This is a genomic window from Polaromonas sp. P4_F4 (assembly GCF_056401355.1).
In genome coordinates, this window is sequence record NZ_JBFUJO010000016.1 from 1 (window position 1) to 17,492 (window position 17,492).

At 61.8% G+C, this 17,492-nt stretch carries 17 protein-coding genes; 16 read left to right on the forward strand and 1 reads right to left on the reverse strand.

The features are described from left to right. Positions 1 to 430 precede the first annotated feature (430 nt). Positions 431 to 2,131 carry a hypothetical protein gene (locus AC1DUR_RS16565; RefSeq protein WP_477717230.1) on the forward strand — a complete coding sequence of 567 codons (1,701 nt, stop codon included), beginning with the start codon at positions 431 to 433 and terminating at the stop codon, positions 2,129 to 2,131. Between the two features lie 11 nt (positions 2,132 to 2,142). On the opposite strand, the gene AC1DUR_RS16570 is transcribed toward AC1DUR_RS16565, so the two are convergent. Next, on the reverse strand, positions 2,143 to 3,093 hold the full coding sequence (locus tag AC1DUR_RS16570; RefSeq protein ID WP_477717231.1) for a LysR family transcriptional regulator: 951 nt from the start codon (positions 3,091 to 3,093) through the stop codon (positions 2,143 to 2,145). Positions 3,094 to 3,263: 170 nt separating this feature from the next. Between AC1DUR_RS16570 and AC1DUR_RS16575 the strand changes: the two genes are divergently transcribed. The 15 genes from AC1DUR_RS16575 to AC1DUR_RS16645 all read left to right on the forward strand — a co-directional run bounded on the left by AC1DUR_RS16575 (position 3,264) and on the right by AC1DUR_RS16645 (position 17,474). Next, a complete protein-coding gene (locus tag AC1DUR_RS16575) occupies positions 3,264 to 4,247 on the forward strand; it encodes a Bug family tripartite tricarboxylate transporter substrate binding protein (protein WP_477717232.1) in 984 nt (327 codons plus the stop codon). Between the two features lie 4 nt (positions 4,248 to 4,251). Beyond that, positions 4,252 to 5,295 carry a 4-hydroxythreonine-4-phosphate dehydrogenase PdxA gene (locus AC1DUR_RS16580; protein WP_477717233.1) on the forward strand — a complete coding sequence of 348 codons (1,044 nt, stop codon included), beginning with the start codon at positions 4,252 to 4,254 and terminating at the stop codon, positions 5,293 to 5,295. A 73-nt stretch (positions 5,296 to 5,368) separates the two neighbouring features. Next, entirely contained in the window at positions 5,369 to 6,541 is a 1,173-nt protein-coding gene (locus tag AC1DUR_RS16585) for an L-rhamnonate dehydratase (protein WP_477717234.1), read from the forward strand. A gap of 5 nt (positions 6,542 to 6,546) precedes the next feature. After that, positions 6,547 to 7,464: a dihydrodipicolinate synthase family protein gene (locus AC1DUR_RS16590; protein WP_477717235.1), complete on the forward strand. Its 918-nt coding sequence runs from the start codon at positions 6,547 to 6,549 to the stop codon at positions 7,462 to 7,464. 43 nt (positions 7,465 to 7,507) lie between these two features. Continuing rightward, positions 7,508 to 8,491: a TRAP transporter substrate-binding protein gene (locus tag AC1DUR_RS16595; RefSeq protein WP_477717236.1), complete on the forward strand. Its 984-nt coding sequence runs from the start codon at positions 7,508 to 7,510 to the stop codon at positions 8,489 to 8,491. A 21-nt stretch (positions 8,492 to 8,512) separates the two neighbouring features. Beyond that, positions 8,513 to 9,016 (forward strand): TRAP transporter small permease, encoded by a 504-nt coding sequence (locus AC1DUR_RS16600; RefSeq protein ID WP_477721760.1) that lies wholly within the window; start codon positions 8,513 to 8,515, stop codon positions 9,014 to 9,016. Positions 9,017 to 9,031: 15 nt separating this feature from the next. Further along, positions 9,032 to 10,309, forward strand: coding sequence for a TRAP transporter large permease subunit (locus tag AC1DUR_RS16605; protein WP_477717238.1), 1,278 nt, complete (start codon positions 9,032 to 9,034; stop codon positions 10,307 to 10,309). A gap of 70 nt (positions 10,310 to 10,379) precedes the next feature. Further along, positions 10,380 to 11,348 carry a DctP family TRAP transporter solute-binding subunit gene (locus tag AC1DUR_RS16610; protein WP_477717239.1) on the forward strand — a complete coding sequence of 323 codons (969 nt, stop codon included), beginning with the start codon at positions 10,380 to 10,382 and terminating at the stop codon, positions 11,346 to 11,348. Positions 11,349 to 11,388: 40 nt separating this feature from the next. Then, on the forward strand, positions 11,389 to 12,333 hold the full coding sequence (locus tag AC1DUR_RS16615) for a YncE family protein (RefSeq protein ID WP_477721761.1): 945 nt from the start codon (positions 11,389 to 11,391) through the stop codon (positions 12,331 to 12,333). A gap of 42 nt (positions 12,334 to 12,375) precedes the next feature. After that, on the forward strand, positions 12,376 to 13,383 hold the full coding sequence (locus AC1DUR_RS16620; protein WP_477717241.1) for a TRAP transporter substrate-binding protein: 1,008 nt from the start codon (positions 12,376 to 12,378) through the stop codon (positions 13,381 to 13,383). Positions 13,384 to 13,466: 83 nt separating this feature from the next. Beyond that, entirely contained in the window at positions 13,467 to 14,372 is a 906-nt protein-coding gene (locus AC1DUR_RS16625; RefSeq protein ID WP_477717520.1) for an amidohydrolase family protein, read from the forward strand. 9 nt (positions 14,373 to 14,381) lie between these two features. After that, entirely contained in the window at positions 14,382 to 14,681 is a 300-nt protein-coding gene (locus AC1DUR_RS16630) for a YciI-like protein (RefSeq protein ID WP_477717242.1), read from the forward strand. A 36-nt stretch (positions 14,682 to 14,717) separates the two neighbouring features. Further along, positions 14,718 to 14,948 (forward strand): hypothetical protein, encoded by a 231-nt coding sequence (locus AC1DUR_RS16635; protein WP_477717243.1) that lies wholly within the window; start codon positions 14,718 to 14,720, stop codon positions 14,946 to 14,948. Between the two features lie 5 nt (positions 14,949 to 14,953). Next, positions 14,954 to 16,402: an aldehyde dehydrogenase family protein gene (locus AC1DUR_RS16640; protein WP_477717244.1), complete on the forward strand. Its 1,449-nt coding sequence runs from the start codon at positions 14,954 to 14,956 to the stop codon at positions 16,400 to 16,402. Positions 16,403 to 16,487: 85 nt separating this feature from the next. Next, a complete protein-coding gene (locus AC1DUR_RS16645) occupies positions 16,488 to 17,474 on the forward strand; it encodes a tripartite tricarboxylate transporter substrate binding protein (RefSeq protein ID WP_477717245.1) in 987 nt (328 codons plus the stop codon). Positions 17,475 to 17,492: the final 18 nt, after the last annotated feature.

The following is a 17,492-nucleotide window of genomic DNA, read 5'->3' on the forward strand; positions in this document are numbered from 1 at the left end:
CAACTCCGGACTCGTCAGAACGTTGAAGAATTCCACCGCCTGGGTCGATCTCGCCCGGCGTCCAATGCTGCTGCAACGTTGATGCAAGACGCTTTGGGCATTACGATCCATGGTGGCTGGCCTTTGGGAAGATGGTTTGGGTGCTTCGTAAACAACCATCCTATCGACCCTTTGGTCAGCCATCTCCCTTTGCTTTCAAGCACTTACGCACGTCGCCGAAGGCCAACCTGCCAAAGTAAGTGCCATTCACGCTAAGGGTGGTGTTCGCAGGGGCAAGCCAGGGTGGACCACCAAATCGCCACCGCGGCCATGATCCAGTGGCCGGGCGGCGGCCGGCCGGGTTTCGATGCGACGGGCTGCGGCACATAAAACCGGTTTTATAGGGGGCATACCGGATGCTCCGGCAGACCTGCACGCTTACACTGAAGCGATGCTGATTTCACCCATCACCAGCCCCACTCTCGGGGACACAACCGCCGCTTCCAGCACACCAGCCGTGAAGCAGTTTCGCCAATCACTGCTTTGGCCCTTGCGTCTTATAGCGGCGGCAGACGCAAAGCGCCTGCACCACGGCCCCTGGGAGGTTCTTCGGGAGCTCGGAGATGCCACACCCTGGCGCGAAGAATTTGACGAGTACACCGGCGATCGGGAAGGTTTTCATGAGCGCCACTACAGCGAATTTGTGAGCTTTTTGCCCTATGTGCAGCGTTTTCTGTACGGCGAAGGCCGCTCGCGAAACCAGGGCAGCAAAGCGCCCGGCAGCGATGGCGATTCGCCCATGCGGGTCTTCCGGCGCCGCGACATTGCCGCGGTACGCGTGGTTGCGCAGCCCGGTGATGCGCCCGTCACGCTCGCCGTGGAGCATTGCAACCTCCATTTTTTCTTTGATATCGACGTGGTGCTGCTCAACCTTGAGATTTGCGCCAACGACCTGAGCCTGGCGCAGGCCCAGGAGCTGCTTTACCGCTTTGGCCGCGCCTACCCCGCTGGCTGGGATGCCGACGGTGCTGCGCAGCACTGCATGGCCAGCGTGGAGTGGCTGGCCGCCGACGGCACCGTGCTCGCCAGTTCCGACGCGCAGCAACGCGAAACATTCCTGTCGCATGTCGCCCAGCACCGGGCGCCGCGCATCGCCGCCCACTGGGCCTATCTGATGCAGCCCTTGGTGAGCGACCATTCGGAGACGCCCGGTGCCCTGCGCTACCGCCAGATTGAGTACCACCGGATGCCGGTGATGGCTTACCTGTCGCTCGACGACCCGCGCCGCCTCACGCGCACCGACTTCATCCGGCTTGGGCTGGTCACTGGCGCGGGCGCGACCGACGGAAATCTGCCTTACGCCGCACAACACCTGGCTGATTTTGAACAGCGCTACTGCTACGACCGCTTCTGGGGCGATACCGGCGCGGCACCCAACACGCGCTACCTGTGCAACGGCCACGCCCTGATTGTGGTGGGCGACGCACACTCAGCCTTCTTTTGCTGCGGCGACCGCGGCGTGCTGGCGCAGTTTCGGCACCAGCACTTCCTGCTGTTCCTGATTGCGCACTTTCAAAAAGCCGCCTTGCTGATGTTTTCCGACCAGCTGGTCGAAGCACTCAAGCGGCTGGACATCCATAACACGCCCAGCGTCAAGGACTTCAAGCGCGCCATTCGCGCCAGTTTTGAGCGCTTTCTGCGCTTCACTCACCGCTACTGGTTTCACGAGATTTCAGAGCAAGCCCAGGTACGCGCACTGTCACACCTGTGCACCACCCACCTGGGGCTTGACCCGCTCTACAACGAGGTCAAAGAGCGCATTGCCGACATGAACACCTACCTGGACGCCGACAGCCTGCGTCGACAGGCCAGCACGGTAGTGCGGCTGACCGTGGTCACGCTGTTCGGTTTGATAGGCACCATCACGACCGGCTTTCTGGGCATGAACCTGCTGGCCGAGGCGGACGCACCGCTGTGGCGCAAGGCCATCTGGTTTGGCGTGGTGTTTGTCGCCACCACCACGCTGACGCTGTACACCATGGTCAAGTCAAAACAGCTGTCCGACTTTATCGACGCACTGTCGAATGACCGCCTCAGCGTGCGCGGCAAGCTCGCTGCGCTGGCGCGGGTGTGGCGGTCGGGGACGGATTGAATTTCAGGTAACTACACCCCATCGGCAAGGCCAGACGGCGCCCGCTGGTGCAGCGCCCCGAGGAAAAACCGCGCCGCCTCGCTGAGTGGCCTGTCCTTGCGGGTGATGGAGCCGAACGACTCCATCTTGTGCCGGATCTCGCAAGGCAGGACCTTGAGCAGGCCGTGTTGGGCATAGGTGTCGGCAATCGACCGCGGCATGACGGCAATCATGTCCGTCTTGTCGATCAGGTCGGTCGTGGTCAGGATGGAAGCGGTTTCAATCAGGCTTCGGGGCGCCGGCATCTGCAGCATGCGAAACTCCTGGTCCAGCACCTCACGCATCGGGCTGCCGGTAGGCTGCAATATCCAGGGGTAGTTCAGCAGGCTGGCGAACTTCACCGATTTTTTGTGGCCCAGCGGGTGGTGCGCCCCCACCACCACCGACAGCGCTTCGTTATCCAGCGACGCAAAACTGTAGTCCTGCCAGTGTTCATCACGCATACGGCCAATCGCCACGTCCAGCGCGCCTTCGCGCAACAACTCCAGCAGTCGGTCGCTGGTGTCCATGGTGATGCCGACCGACAACAGTGGGTAGGCCTTCTTGAGCGCAATGATGGCGTTCGTCAGCAAGGTGGGTGACGGCGCCATGATGGTACCGATTGAGAGCCGCCCCGAAGAGCCCAGCTGCAACTCTGCCAGTTCGCGCGTCATCGATTCCATCGAGCCCCGCATGCCGCGAAAGTAGCCCAGTACGCTGGTGCCCGCTGCGGTGAGCTTCTGCCCGCGCCCGACCCGTTCAAACAGGCGCTGACCCAGAGCCGACTCCAGCTCCTGGATCATTTTGGTGGCCGCTGGCTGCGTCATGCCCAGCTCAGCCGAAGCCTTGCGCAGGGTGCCGTGCTCGCCCACCGCCAGGATGAGGGCCACCTGGCGCATGCGCAGGCGGTTAAGAAGCTGGGGAATGGGTGCAGGATGGGACATGAAAGCAGTGCAAAAAAAAGATGGTGACCTTGAGCGCCTTGAGGGCCTCGATGGGTATTTTTAAATGATAACTACAAATTATCAAATAATCATCAATTTTCAATTTACGTTAACTGTCTGGGTCTCTACCATCAGCGCATTCGTTCATAACAAAAATCTGGAGACATCTGATGATGAAACCCTCGCAACTATCGAGAATATTTCCCGCCGTTGTGCTGGCCGCCTGCGCGCTGAGCGGCCAAACCCAGGCTTTTGCCCAGGAGTGGCCGACCAAGCCCGTCCGCATTCTGGTGGGCTCGGCCCCCGGTGGCGGAACCGACGCCATGGCCCGTGCTGTGGCGGACCGGTTGGGCCCGCTGCTCAAGCAACCCGTGGTGGTGGAAAACCGCCCGGGTGTGTCCAACACACTGGCCGCCGACGTCACCGCCAAGGCCACTGACGGCCACACCATGGTGATGGGTGTTTCCACCGCTCACGCGATTGCGCCCCACCTGCTCAAGCTCGGCTACGACAACAACAAGGACCTGGTGTCGGTGGTGTTTGTCGGCGCGGTGCCCAATGTACTGGTGGTCAACAACGCCCTGCCTGCGGATTCGGTCCAGTCGCTCGTCAAGCTGGCCAAGAGCCAGCCCGGCAAGCTCAATTACGCCACCAGCGGCGCCGGCAGCACGCAGCACATCGCGGCCGAGCTGTTCAAGGACCAGGCGGGCGTCTTCATCACGCACATTCCTTACCGCGGCAGCGGCCCGGCGCTGGTCGACCTGGTCGGTGGCCAAGTGCAGCTGAGCTTTGACACCATGCCCTCGGTGATCGGGCAGATCAAGAATGGCCGCATCCGGGCCCTGGCCGTGGCGGCTTCCCGCCGCAACCCGCAGCTTCCCGATGTGCCCACCATGGCCGAAGCCGGTCTCAAGGGCGTGGAAATGAGCGCCTGGTACGGCATCTACATGCCGGCCTCCACACCCAAAGCCGTGCAGGAGCGCGTTTACACCGAAGTTACCAAGGTACTGGCCATGCCTGAGACGCAGACCCGCCTGGGCGCCATCGGCGCGGACCTGACGCCCATGACGCAGGCGCAGTTCGCACAGTTTCACACGGCTGAAAACAAACGATACGGCGACCTGATCGCCAAAAAGAACATCAGACTGGATTGACCTCATGAGCCAACACACCACACCGGCAACCACACCGGTCATTGCCCTGACACTGGGCGATGCTGCAGGCATCGGCCCCGAGCTGATTGCGCGGTTGCTGAGCCAGCCCGGCATCACCGCCAACGCCAATATCGTGCTGATCGGCGACCCCTGGGTCTGGCAGGACGGCCAGGCCATTGCCGGGCAGCCCGTGGCCACGCAAGCCGTTGCCAGCCTCGCCGAGGTGCGCAAGCGCCCCGACCAGCGCCTGCCGGCCTTCCTCGCCGTCGACACCATTCGTCCGGAGCAGGTACAGCGCAGCCAGGCGCAGGCCGCGTGCGGCGCCGCGGTGCTGCGGGTGCTCAACCTGTGCATGGACGGCGCCAAGCGCGGCGAGGTCGACGCCATTTGCTTTGCCCCGCTGAACAAGCAGGCGATGAAGCTGGGCGGCCTGAAGCACGAGGACGAACTGCACCACTTTGCCGAATACCTGGGCGTGACCGGCTACTTCTGCGAATTCAACACCCTCGGCGACTTGTGGACCTCGCGCGTGTCCTCGCACATTCCGCTGAAAGACGCGGCGTCCATGCTCAGCAAAGAGCGCATCGTGGATGCCGCCCGCCTGATTTACCGGTCACTGCAGGCCAGCGGCACCGCCAGCCCCACAGTGGCGATCGCGGCCTTCAACCCGCATGGCGGGGATGGCGGTATGTGCGGACGCGAAGAGATCGACATCATCGAGCCGGCCGTGCGCGAGTTGCGCGCCAGCGGCTTTCCGGTCGATGGCCCCTTCCCTGCAGACACCATCTTTCTCAAGGCGCGCGATGGTCAGTACCAGGCCATCGTCACCATGTACCACGACCAGGGGCAGATCGCCATCAAGCTCATGGGCTTCAGCAAGGGCGTGACGGTGCAAGGCGGCTTGCCGGTGCCCATCACCACGCCGGCCCACGGCACGGCTTACGACATTGCGGGCCAGGGCGTGGCCGATGTGAATGCCATGCTCAACGCTTTTCAGATCGCGCAGCGCATGGGAGGACGACTGACGGCGCCTCCCCAAGGGAAGTAATCCGGCTCACCCCTCCCCAACCCTCCCCCCCCCCGGGAGAGGGCTCGAAAGATTCACCTCACAGGAAACCAGCATGAAAATCAAATCAGTTCGCGCACGTGTGTTTGAGTGGAAAGGCAAAACCGTTCCGCCCCAGGGTAATTTCTGTTCCAACGCCATGGACCTGCTCTACTCCAACAAGGAGACCATGAGCACCTTCCGCTTCCATTCCTGGACGGTGGTTGAAATCGAAACCGACGACGGCATCATCGGCCTGGGCAACGTGGCACTGGCGCCCGCCATCGCCAAAGCCATCATTGACCAGTACCTCACACCGCTGGTGCTGGGCCAGGACCCTTGGGACTACGAGTACCTGTGGCAGCGCATGTACCGTGCCACGCACGCCTGGGGCCGCAAGGGCGTGACCATGGCCGCCATCTCGGCAATCGACCTGGCTATCTGGGACATCCTGGGCAAGTCGGTGAACAAGCCGGTGTTCAAGCTGCTGGGCGGCCGGACCAAGGAAAAAATCCCCTGCTACTACTCCAAGCTCTATCGCACCGACCTCAAAGCCATGCAGGACGAAGCGCAGAAATACCTGGACCAGGGTTTCACCATGTTCAAGTCGCGCTTCGGTTACGGCCCTGCCCACGGCACCAAGGGTGTGGCGGAAAACCTGAAGGCAGTCGAAGCGATCCGTGAAGTGATCGGCTACGACAACGACCTGATGCTCGAATGCTACATGGGCTGGAACCTGGAGTACGCCAAGCGCATGCTGCCCAAGCTGGAGAAATTCCAGCCGCGCTGGGTCGAGGAACCGGTGATCGCCGACGACATTGACGGCTACGCCGAACTGAACCAGCTCACCAGCATCCCGATTTCGGGTGGCGAGCATGAGTTTTCCCTCTACGGCTTCAAGCAGCTGCTCGACAAAAAAGCGGTGTCGGTGGTGCAGTACGACACCAACCGTGTCGGCGGCATCACGGCTGCCCACAAGATCAATGCGCTGTGTGAGGCCTACAGCGTGCCGGTGATTCCGCACGCCGGCCAGATGCACAACTACCACCTGACCATGAGCACGCTGGCCTCGCCCATGAGCGAGTACTTTCCGATGTTTGACGTCGAAGTGGGCAACGAACTGTTTTATTACATCTTTGACGGCGAGCCGGTGGCGGAAAACGGCTTCCTGCAACTCGACGACAACAAGCCCGGCCTGGGCCTGACGCTCAAGACCGAGTTCCTCAAAGACTTCAACATCATCGAGTGAGCACCATGGCAGCCAGGTTCAAGGGCGTATTTCCGGTGGTGCCCACCACCTTCAACGATGCGGGCGAGCTGGACCTCGAAAGCCAGAAGCGCTGCATCGACTTCATGATTGACGCGGGCTCGAACGGCCTGTGCATTCTGGCGAATTTTTCCGAGCAGTTTTTGCTGTCGGATGACGAGCGCGAAACGCTCACGCAAACCATTCTCAAGCACGTCGCGGGCCGGGTGCCGGTGGTTGTGACCACCACGCACTTTGGCACGCGGGTATGCGCCGAACGCAGCCGCCGCGCACAGGATGCCGGCGCCGCCATGGTGATGGTCATGCCGCCCTACCACGGTGCCACCCTGCGGGCGAGTGAGGAGAAGATTTACGAGTTCTACGCAGCGCTGTCAGACGCCATCAACATCCCGATCATGATCCAGGATGCCCCCATGAGCGGCACGCCGCTGTCTCCAGCGTTCCTGGCGCGCATGGCCAAAGAGATCAAGCAGGTGTCGTACTTCAAGATTGAAACAGCCGGTGCCGCCTCCAAACTGCGCGAGCTCATTCGCCTGGGCGGCGACGCCATCGAAGGCCCGTGGGACGGCGAAGAAGCCATCACCCTGCTGCCCGACCTGGACGCCGGCGCCACAGGCGCCATGACCGGCGGCGGCTACCCCGACGGCATACGCCGCATCGTGGACGCCTATGCGGCGGGACGGCGCGAAGAAGCCGTGGCCGAGTACACGCGCTGGCTGCCGCTGATCAATTACGAAAACCGCCAGGGCGGCATTCTGACGGCCAAGGCGCTGATGAAGGCCGGTGGCGTCATTTCCTGCGAAGCCCCGCGCCACCCCTTTCCCGCGATGCATCCCGAAGTCCGCAAAGGCCTGATCGAAACCGCCCAGAGGCTGGACCCCATGGTCTTGCGCTGGGGCAAATAGTTTCTTGGCCGGCCCTTAAAAATTCTGAATCTGGAGACAAACCATGAAAACCCGTTCCTTTCTCAAACTCGCTCTTTCTGTCGCTGTGCTTGCCTCAGCCCTGGGCGCCAACGCGCAAACCACCAAAATCCGCTTTGCCCATGCCGGGCCGGAAACCGCGTCGCAGCATCTGGCCGCGCTGGAGTTTGCCAAACTCGTCAAAGAGCGCAGCAAGGGGCAATTGGAGGTTCAGGTCTACCCCGGTAGCCAACTGGGTAATGACTCGACCGTTTTGGGCGCGGTGCGCGGCGGCACCATCGACATGATGATGGCAGGCAGCGGCAATTTCTCAGGCATGGCCTCGCATTTTGAAGTGCTGGACATTCCCTTTTTGTTCCGTAGCCCGGCGCATGCCTATGCCACGGTAGACGGTGCAATCGGTCAGGGCCTGATGAAAGAGCTCGAAGGCAACGGTCTGAAGCAACTGGCATTTTGGGAGGTGGGCTTTCGCTCCATCACGACAAAAAATCGGCCCGTCAAGACACCGGCCGATGTCAAGGGTTTGAAGATTCGAACCATGCCCAACCCGATTCACCTGCAAGCCTGGAAGCTGCTTGGCACCAACCCGGTTCCCATGCCTTTGGGCGAGTTGTACCAGGCGCTCGAATCGGGTGCGGTGGATGCACAGGAACACCCGGTTGACATCACCTACGCGGCCAAATTTTACGAAGTGCAAAAGCATCTCACCATGACCAGGCACGCCTTTACCGCAATGCCGGTTGTGTTCAGCAAAACAAAGTTTGACGCACTCAACCCGGAACTGCAAAAGGTGTTGTTGTCATCGGCCGCCGATGCAAAAGTTTTCCAACGCACCATGAACCAGAAAAACGAGGCAGGAATCATTGCCGATCTGCGCAAGAACGGCATGAACGTGATCGAGACCTTTGACCCGACCCCCTTCAAAGCCGTGGTGGGCGAAGAAGTACGGAAAACCTACACCGCCAAAAACGGGCCCGAGCTGCTTGTCGCAGTCGAAGCCGTCAAGTAAGCAGCCACTCGGTAACGCTTTATGGCAGTCAAAATGTTCACCCGCGCCGTGGACTGGTTGCTCATCGTCCTGCTTGGAACGATGGTCGTCCTGATTTTCGGCAACGTGGTTCTGCGCTATGGGTTTAATTCCGGCATCGTATTTTCTGAAGAGGTCTCGCGCTTTGTCTTCATGTGGCTTACCCTGATAGGTGCGCTGGTGGTGATGAAGGACAACGYTCATCTGGGCATGACAAGCCTGATAGACCGCTTGGGCGAAAGAGGGCAGCGCATCTGCCGCTTTTTGGCCGACAGCCTGACATTTACGTGCTGTGCCCTGCTGGCCCACGGCACCTGGAAACAGGTAGTGCTTGGCATGGATAACCGGGCCCCTGTGACCGATGTCCCTCTGGGCCTGATCTACATGAGCCTGCTCATCAGCAGCGCCGGTATGGCGCTGGTCATGACCTGGTCGCTGTGGCGGCAAGCCACGGGGCGAATGCCAAGAGAAGAGCTCGTTTCCCATAGCGGCGACGGCGGCGAATAAGCGCGAAAGACCATCATGACCATTGTGATTTTTTTAACCTCCCTGATGGGAGCCATGACCCTGGGCGTTCCCATTGCGTTCTCCCTGCTGGTGTGCGGCGTCGCCCTGATGGTGCACTTGAACAGTTTTGACACACAAATCCTGGCGCAAAACCTGCTCGAAGGTGCCAATAACTACCCGTTGATGGCTGTTCCGTTCTTCATGCTTGCCGGTGAACTGATGAATGCCGGCGGCCTGTCGCGGCGCATTGTCGACGTGGCCAACGCCCTGGTGGGCCATGTTCGCGGTGGGCTGGGTTACACCGCCATCATTGCGGCGGTCGTCATGGCCAGTATTTCCGGCTCGGCGGTGGCCGATACAGCTGCCTTGGCAGCGCTACTGATACCCATGATGCGCAAGGCGGGCTACAACGTGCCGCGTGCTGCTGGCCTCATTGCCTCGGGCGGCATCATCGCGCCCATCATTCCGCCCTCGATTGGCTTTGTGGTCTTTGGAGTGGCCGCGCAGGTATCCATTACCAAGCTGTTCATGGCCGGCATTGTTCCGGGTGTGATGATGGGCGTGGCGCTCGGGATCACGTGGTGGTTTTGCGCCAAGAAGGAGCCGCTGATCAATGGCGGCGCCTTTAGCCTGGCCAAAGTGGCTAGCGCCATCGTAAGTGGCACCTGGGCGCTGGCATTGCCCATCGTGATCATCGGCGGCATGAAATTTGGTGTGTTCACGCCAACCGAAGCGGCCGTGGTTGCGGTGGTGTATTCCCTCGGGGTTGGCCTGTTTGTCTATGGCGAACTCAAACTGGCAGAGCTGCCCGAACTGATGCTGGCCGCCGCCAAGACCTCCAGCACCATCATGTTTTTGGTGGCTACCGCACTGGTCTCTGCCTGGCTCATCACCATCGCCGACATTCCAGCACAGGCCGTTGCGTTGCTGCAGCCGTTCATGGACAGCCCCAAGCTGCTCATGCTGGTGATGATGCTGCTGGTCATTGTGGTGGGCACCGCGCTGGACTTCATGCCCACCGTCTTGATCCTGACGCCCATTTTGATGCCGGTAGTCAGGCAAGCGGGTATTGACCCGGTCTATTTCGGTGTGATGTTCATCATCAACAACGCGATTGGTTTGCTGACACCCCCCGTAGGAACGGTACTCAATGTGGTGGCAGGTGTCGCAAGGGTCAACCTGGACAAAGTCATCAAGGGCGTCTGGCCTTTCCTGCTGGCGCAAACGGTTTTGCTGTTTCTGTTCGTGTTGTTCCCGCAACTCATCACGGGGCCGGCGGCCTGGTTCCGCTGAACACCCGGTGGGTGCTTCCAACCCCTCCCATCCGCTCCATCCCTTCCACCCCTTCATACCAGGAATCATCATGCGCACCGTCCATCACCTCGCGCTATGCTCACTGCTGGGGTTTTGCAGCCTCACGGTGTCTGCCCAGACCGTCCTGCGCCTCAGTCACGCAGGCTCGCTGAGTTCCAGCCAGCACCTGGCGGCGCTCAGAATGGCCGAAGTCGTGAAGGAAAAGACGCAGGGCGCGCTGCGCATTGACGTTTTCCCCGAAAGCCAGCTAGGCAACGATGCCAAGGCAATTGCCGACACACAAAAGGGCGCACTGGACATGGTGATGGCCGGCAGCCCCAACTTCGTCGCCCTTGCGCCGCGGCTGGTCGAGATCGATCTGCCCTATTCGTTCGACACGCCACAGCGGGCCTACCAGGAGCTGGACTCGAAGTTCTATGGCCAGTCACTGCTCAATGAGCCGCTGGCCAAAGGCATCAAGGGTCTGGCCTTCTGGGAAGTAGGCTTTCGCATCATCACCAGCAACAAGGGGTTTGTGAAAACGCCCGATGACCTGAAGGGGCTCCGGCTGCGTGTGGTGGGCAATCCTGAGCAGCACGAGTTTTTCAAGGCCCTGGGAGCACAGACCGTGGCCATGCCGCTGGGTGAGCTCTACGAGGCCATCCGGGCCGGCAAGCTCGATGCGCAGGACCATCCGCTGCCCATCACCTACAGCTCCAGGCTCTATGAAGTGCAAAAGTACGTCACGATGACGCGGCATGCCTACACGGCCCTGATGGTGGCGATCAACGCGGGCCGCTTCGAGTCGCTGACTGCGGTACAACAGAAAGCGCTGATGGAAGCGGCCGTGGCCGGTCGCAATTTCCAGCGGGAGCTGAATGCAAAGAACGAAAAAACCATTCTGGCCGACCTCAGGCGCCAGGGTGTGAACGTGCTGGAGTCAGTGGACTCCAGGCCGTTCCGCCTGCTGGCTACGAAGCAGAGTGGAAGCTATTTCTCCCGCAGACTCGCCTCATCCGAGTTGGCCCACAGCAAATAAGCAATAAATAGCCAATCAACGAACCTCACGAAAGTTTGCCATGTCATCCCACGAAACCTTGCTCCTGGTGCAGAAATGCGCCCACACCTTCAGCTTCTACGACCTTGCCACCGGCCAGGCTGAAAAACACATTGTGCTGCCCAACTTTCCGCACGAGTTCACGGTAGACCCGGTACGCCGGCGCGCCTATGTGGGTCACTACGGCATCGAGACCGCCAGCCACCTGGGCGACGTGGGCGGGCACTCGGTCTTCGTGATCGATCTTGACAAGCAAGCGCATGTGGCAACGCTGAATATCTGGCCCTTTTACCGCCCGCACGGCCTGACGGTAGATGCCGAAGGCCGCTTGTACGTGATGTCGGAGGCACACAACACGCTGCTGCGCTTCTCCGACCCGGTCAACCGCCATGTGCCCGACCTCGCCGTGCCCTCCGGTGGCTACAAGACCCACTTGTTCGCCTTGACGAAGGACGCGCAAACTGCGTATGCGCTCAACCTGCTGTCGAACACGGTCACCAAAATCAAGCCGAATGACCCGACCTTCACGCCGGTGGCCATGGTGCCGGGCCCGGTGCCCGAGGGCAATGTGCTGTCTGCGGATGAGTCGCTGCTGTATGTGGCCAACCGGGGTGACGACACCATCGTCGCCGTCGACACGGCCAGCATGAAAGTGGTCGCGTCGGGCAAGACACGACGTGATCCGAACCGGGTCTACCGCTTCCGCGGCGCGCAGGGCCAGGACCTGCTGCTCACCACCAATTCGGGCGAGCAGTCGCTGTCCATCTTCGGCACCGATCTGCAAGAGCAGCGTTGCTTTGCCCTGCCCAGCAATCCGCTGGCGCTGTCGTTTCACCCTGTGGAGCGCGCGGTCTACATCTCGTTTCAGGACGAGACGGTGCGCCGCCTCAACCTCGACAGTTTCGAGTTCGAGCAGGAGATCAAGACCTTGCGCGAGCCTGATTCTTCCTACGTGTGGCAACACTGATAGTTCGAGCCCCAGCTTCATAAATACAACAGGAGACAAAGCATGAAGATTCGCCGGACCGCGCTGCGCGCCATCACCACCACCCTCGCTGGCAGCCTGCTGGCCGTGACGCTGGCCCTGCCGCAACTGGCGCAGGCACAGGCAGTCAAACTGCGCTTCAGCCATTCGGGCACCGAAGCCGACTCGCAGCACGCGGCGGCGCTGGAGTTCGCGCGCAAGGTCAAGGAGCGGAGCAACGGCCAGGTGGAAGTGCAGGTCTATCCCAACAGTGCGCTGGGCAATGACACCAGCTCGATCGCCGGGGTACGGGGCGGCACCATTGACATGGCGACCTCGGGCACGCCGTACTACACCGGCATCGTCGGGCGCATGAACGTGCTGGACCTGCCCTACATTTTTGCCAATGCCGAGCACGCCTACAAAGTGCTGGATGGGGCCATCGGCCGTGGACTGCTGGATGAACTCGACGCGCACGGCATGAAGGGCCTGGCGTACTGGGAAGTGGGTTTTCGCAGCCTGACCAATTCGCGCCGCGCGATCAAGAGCCCCGAGGACATCAAGGGCCTGAAGGTGCGCACGACACCCAATCCGGCACACATCAAGGCGTTCCAGATTCTGGGGGCCAGCCCGACGCCCATGCCCTTTTCAGAGGTTTTCCCGGCACTGGAAAGCAAGACGGTGGACGGGCAGGAAAACCCCGTGATCATCGTCAGGGCAGCCAAGCTTTATGAAGCGCAGAAGTACATGTCGCTGACCCGGCATGCCTATACCGCCATGCCGGTGATCATCAACAAGGCCCGCTTTGACAGCCTGACGCCCGCGCAGCAGAAGGTGTTGCTCGACGCCGCACGCGAGGCCGGCACCTTTCAGCGCGAGTTGAACCGCAAGAGCGAGGCCGGTGACATCGCCTACCTGAAATCCCAGGGCATGCAGATCGAGGAAAACATCAATCCGGAACCATTCCGCAAACTGGTGGGCGAACCCATCAAGCAGCTGTTTGCCGAGAAGCACGGCACGCAACTGGTGGACGCGGTGCAAGGCGCCCGCTGACCCGCCCCCTCGAACTCCGCCCCCTTCCTTGCACTTCTGATAAAGCGCGCACCGTGAACGAGCCGACTTCCCGGCAGGATGCCATGCCCATCGTTGATGCACATCATCACCTGTGGGACCTGTCGCGCGGCCACTATCCGTGGCTGCAGGATGCTTACAACCCGCAGGAATTCTTTCTGGGCGGCTACCAGCCTTTGTGCCGCAATTTCCTGCCGGCGGACTACCGGGCAGCCAGCAATGACTGCAATGTGCTCGCTACCGTCCACGTGGAAGCCGAGCGCGACCGCAGCGAACAGGTAGCCGAGACCGCCTGGTTGCACGAGGTGCATGCTGAATACGGCTTCCCCAACGCGGTGGTCGCGCACGCCTGGTTTGACCGGCCCGACACCGAGGAATGTCTTCTTGACCACCTGCGCTACCCTCTGGTGCGCGGCATCCGCAGCAAGCCCGTCACTTCCCGCTCGCCCGCCGACAGCGTGCAAGGCCAGCCCGGCACCATGCAGGACGAAGCCTGGCTGCGCGGCTTCTCGCTGCTGCACAAACACGGTCTGAGCTGGGACCTGCGGGTACCCGCTTGGCATTTGCCCGAGGCGGCGCAGGTGGCACAGATGTTCCCGGATGTACCCATCGTGCTGAACCACCACGGCTTTGCCTGGGACCGCAGCGAGGAAGGACTCAAGCGCTGGCGTGGCTGGATGGAAGTGCTGGCGCGTCAACCCAACGTGCATGTGAAGTTGTCCGAATTCGGGCTGCGCGACAGCGCTTGGGACTGGCAGGACAACGCCCGCATCGTGCGCGACACGCTCGCCATCTTCGGCTGGCAGCGCTGCATGTTTGCCAGCAATTTCCCGGTGGCGGGTTTGCGCATCGGCTACCCGGAACTGGTCAGCGGTGTGCTGCGCATGCTCGATGGCCTCGCGCCCGCGCAGCAGCGGGCCGTGATGTGCGACAACGCGCTGCGCTTTTACCGAATCACCCCAAACACCTGAAGACGATTTATGCGCTACCTATTGTTCTACGACTACGCCCCTGACTACATGGAACGCCGCACCTCATTGCGCGCCGAGCATTTGACGCTGGCCTGGCAAGCCCATGCGCGTGACGAACTGGTTCTGGGCGGTGTACTCGACGGTCCGGTCAAAGGCGCCGCCCTGCTTTTCCAGGGTGACTCGCCCGATGCGGCGCAAGCCTTCGCGGCGGCCGACCCTTATGTCACGCATGGGCTGGTCGTGCGCTGGCACGTGCGTCCCTGGGTCACCGTCGTGGGCGACGGGGCATCAACACCGGTTCGCGTCTAGGCGCATCGAGTCCATAAAAAAAATAACAAAGTTCGCATGTCGACCTGGTACGGCCTGTACGTGACGGGCGGCACGCCCGACGCCACGGTCAGGCAACTGACTGACGAGCTCAAACGCGTGCTGGCATTGCCTGAAGTTAAGGCCCGCATTCGCGAACTGGGCGGCGACATTTTGCCGATGTATGGCGAAACCTTTGCGCGCTTCAATCTTGCAGAGTACGTGTCCTACAAACGCCTCATCACCCAAGCCAAAATCACCGCGGAATAAACCATATGACTCAACACAACAACTTCATCAACGGCGAGTGGCTGGCCGGCAACAGCACCAGTGCCAACCTCAATCCCTCCAACCTGTCCGACGTCATCGGCGAGTACGCGCAGGCCGATGCTGCAGGCCTTGATGCGGCCGTACAGGCGGCGCAAGCGGCCTTCCCCGCCTGGTCCACCTCCGGCATCCAGGCCCGCTCGGATGCACTCGACAGGATCGGCACCGAGATTCTGGCGCGCCGTGAGGAGCTGGGCACCCTGCTCTCGCGCGAAGAAGGCAAAACAAAGCCGGAAGGCATTGGCGAAGCCACCCGCGCCGGCCAGATCTTCAAGTTTTTCGCCGGTGAATGCCTGCGTCTGTCGGGTGAAACCGTTCCGTCGGTGCGTCCCGGCATCGGCGTGGAAATTACCCGCGAGCCCGTCGGTGTGGTCGGCCTGATCACGCCCTGGAATTTCCCGATTGCCATTCCCGCCTGGAAAATCGCGCCCGCGCTGGCCCATGGCAACTGCGTGGTCCTGAAGCCGGCCGACCTGGTGCCGGGCAGCGCGTGGGCCCTGGCCGAGATCATCTCGCGCTCCGGCATCCCGGCGGGTGTCTTCAACCTGGTGATGGGGCCGGGACGCGTGATCGGCGACGCGCTGGTCAACCATCCGGGCATCAACGCCATCAGCTTCACCGGCTCGGTCGGCGTGGGCAGCCGCATTGCCGAGGCCTGTGCGAAGAACCTCAAGAAGGTACAGATCGAGATGGGCGGCAAGAACCCGCAGGTCATCCTGGACGATGCAGACCTCACCCAGGCGGTGGAGCTGAGCGCGCAGAGCGCTTTTTATTCCACCGGCCAGCGCTGCACGGCGTCCAGCCGCCTGATCGTGACGGACGGCATTTACCCGGCCTTTGTCAAAGCCCTGCAGGAACGCATGGCCCGGATCAAGGTGGGCGATGCGCTGACCGCGGGCACCGACATCGGGCCCGTGTCCTCGCAGGCGCAACTCGAGCAGGACCTGAGCTACATCGCGATCGGCAATTCCGAAGGCGCGACGCTGGCGTTCGGCGGAGACCGCGTGCAGTGCCACACCGGTAGCGGCGCAGAGGGCTACTTCATGGCGCCGGCGCTGTTCAGCGAAAGCACGGCCGGCATGCGCATCAACCGCGAAGAGATCTTCGGCCCGGTCGCCAGCATCATCCGCGTCAAGGATTACGAGGCGGCCCTGGCTGCCGCCAACGACACACCATTTGGCCTGTCTGCGGGCATTGCCACCACGTCGCTGAAACACGCCACCCACTTCAAACGGCACAGCCAGGCCGGCATGGTGATGGTCAACCTGCCCACCGCAGGGGTGGACTACCACGTGCCATTCGGTGGACGCAAAGGCAGCAGCTACGGCCCGCGCGAGCAAGGCCGGTACGCGCAGGAATTTTTCACGACGGTGAAGACCGCCTACACACTGGCCTGACGCAGCGCCCGCTCTCGGCGGACTGGTCATCATGCAGGGGGCCTACACCTTTTTTCTGCCCTCAAATTTTAATAACGGAGACACCATGAACATCCCCCTGACACTCGCACTCGCACTCGCTCGCGCGGGTCGCGCCTTGACCCTTGCCCTGCTACCGCTGGCCGCCACTGCAGTGCTGGCCGCCGACTACCCGACCCGGCCGGTCGAACTGGTGGTCGCCGCCTCGGCCGGTGGCGGCACGGACGTGATGGCGCGCGCCTTCGCCGACGCGGCGCGCAAGCACTTCCCGCAACCTATCGTCGTGATCAACAAGCCCGGCGCCGCCAGCGCGATCGGTTTCGGCGATGTCGCCAACGCCAAGCCCGACGGCTACAAGGTCGCCGTGGTCAGCGTCAACCTGGTGATCCTGCCGGCGCTGAACCTCATGAAGCTCACCAGCGACGACTTCATCCCGATCGCGCGCCTGAACTACGATCCCTCGGCGATCACGGTGCGGGCCGATGCTCCCTGGAAAACGATAGAGGAATTCATTGCCGACGCCAAAAAACGGCCGGGCGCAATGCAGGTCGGCAACGGCGGCGTCGGCGACATCTGGCATGTGGCCTCCGCCGCGTTTGAGGACCGGACCGGCACACAGCTCAACCATGTGCCATTCCAGGGCGCGTCGCCGGCCATTCTCAGCCTGCTGGGTGGCCACGTGGACGCCGTCTCCGTCAGCCCCGGCGAGGTGATGTCGCACGTGCAGAGCGGCAAATTGCGCACGCTGGCCGTGATGTCCGAGCAAAGGCTGGGCGGCGTGTTTGCCGATTCGCCGACGCTCAAGGAAAGGAAGATCGACCTCGCCATCGGCGTGTGGCGTGGTCTTGCCGTGCCCAAAAATACGCCGCCAGACGTGGTGGAGGTGTTGAAGAATGCCGCGCGCAGCACGGCGAGCGACGCGGCTTACAAAGAGACGCTGGTCAAGGCCAACCTGGGCGAAGCTTATCTCGATGCCACGCCCTTCAAGGCATCGATCGAGAGCGACCGCGAGTCACTGAAGAAGGTGCTGGCGAAGCTGGTCATCCAGAAGTAAACGCGGAACAAGCGCCTG

Coding starts and splice junctions, on each gene's coding strand:
- AC1DUR_RS16575 (WP_477717232.1), top strand. CDS start 3,264: ATGATGAAACCCTCGCAACTATCGAGAATATTTCCCGCCGTTGTGCTG.
- AC1DUR_RS16640 (WP_477717244.1), top strand. CDS start 14,954: ATGACTCAACACAACAACTTCATCAACGGCGAGTGGCTGGCCGGCAAC.
- AC1DUR_RS16630 (WP_477717242.1), top strand. CDS start 14,382: ATGCGCTACCTATTGTTCTACGACTACGCCCCTGACTACATGGAACGC.
- AC1DUR_RS16565 (WP_477717230.1), top strand. CDS start 431: ATGCTGATTTCACCCATCACCAGCCCCACTCTCGGGGACACAACCGCC.
- AC1DUR_RS16580 (WP_477717233.1), top strand. CDS start 4,252: ATGAGCCAACACACCACACCGGCAACCACACCGGTCATTGCCCTGACA.
- AC1DUR_RS16605 (WP_477717238.1), top strand. CDS start 9,032: ATGACCATTGTGATTTTTTTAACCTCCCTGATGGGAGCCATGACCCTG.
- AC1DUR_RS16645 (WP_477717245.1), top strand. CDS start 16,488: ATGAACATCCCCCTGACACTCGCACTCGCACTCGCTCGCGCGGGTCGC.
- AC1DUR_RS16615 (WP_477721761.1), top strand. CDS start 11,389: ATGTCATCCCACGAAACCTTGCTCCTGGTGCAGAAATGCGCCCACACC.
- AC1DUR_RS16595 (WP_477717236.1), top strand. CDS start 7,508: ATGAAAACCCGTTCCTTTCTCAAACTCGCTCTTTCTGTCGCTGTGCTT.
- AC1DUR_RS16590 (WP_477717235.1), top strand. CDS start 6,547: ATGGCAGCCAGGTTCAAGGGCGTATTTCCGGTGGTGCCCACCACCTTC.
- AC1DUR_RS16620 (WP_477717241.1), top strand. CDS start 12,376: ATGAAGATTCGCCGGACCGCGCTGCGCGCCATCACCACCACCCTCGCT.
- AC1DUR_RS16570 (WP_477717231.1), bottom strand. CDS start 3,093: ATGTCCCATCCTGCACCCATTCCCCAGCTTCTTAACCGCCTGCGCATG.
- AC1DUR_RS16625 (WP_477717520.1), top strand. CDS start 13,467: ATGCCCATCGTTGATGCACATCATCACCTGTGGGACCTGTCGCGCGGC.
- AC1DUR_RS16635 (WP_477717243.1), top strand. CDS start 14,718: ATGTCGACCTGGTACGGCCTGTACGTGACGGGCGGCACGCCCGACGCC.
- AC1DUR_RS16585 (WP_477717234.1), top strand. CDS start 5,369: ATGAAAATCAAATCAGTTCGCGCACGTGTGTTTGAGTGGAAAGGCAAA.
- AC1DUR_RS16610 (WP_477717239.1), top strand. CDS start 10,380: ATGCGCACCGTCCATCACCTCGCGCTATGCTCACTGCTGGGGTTTTGC.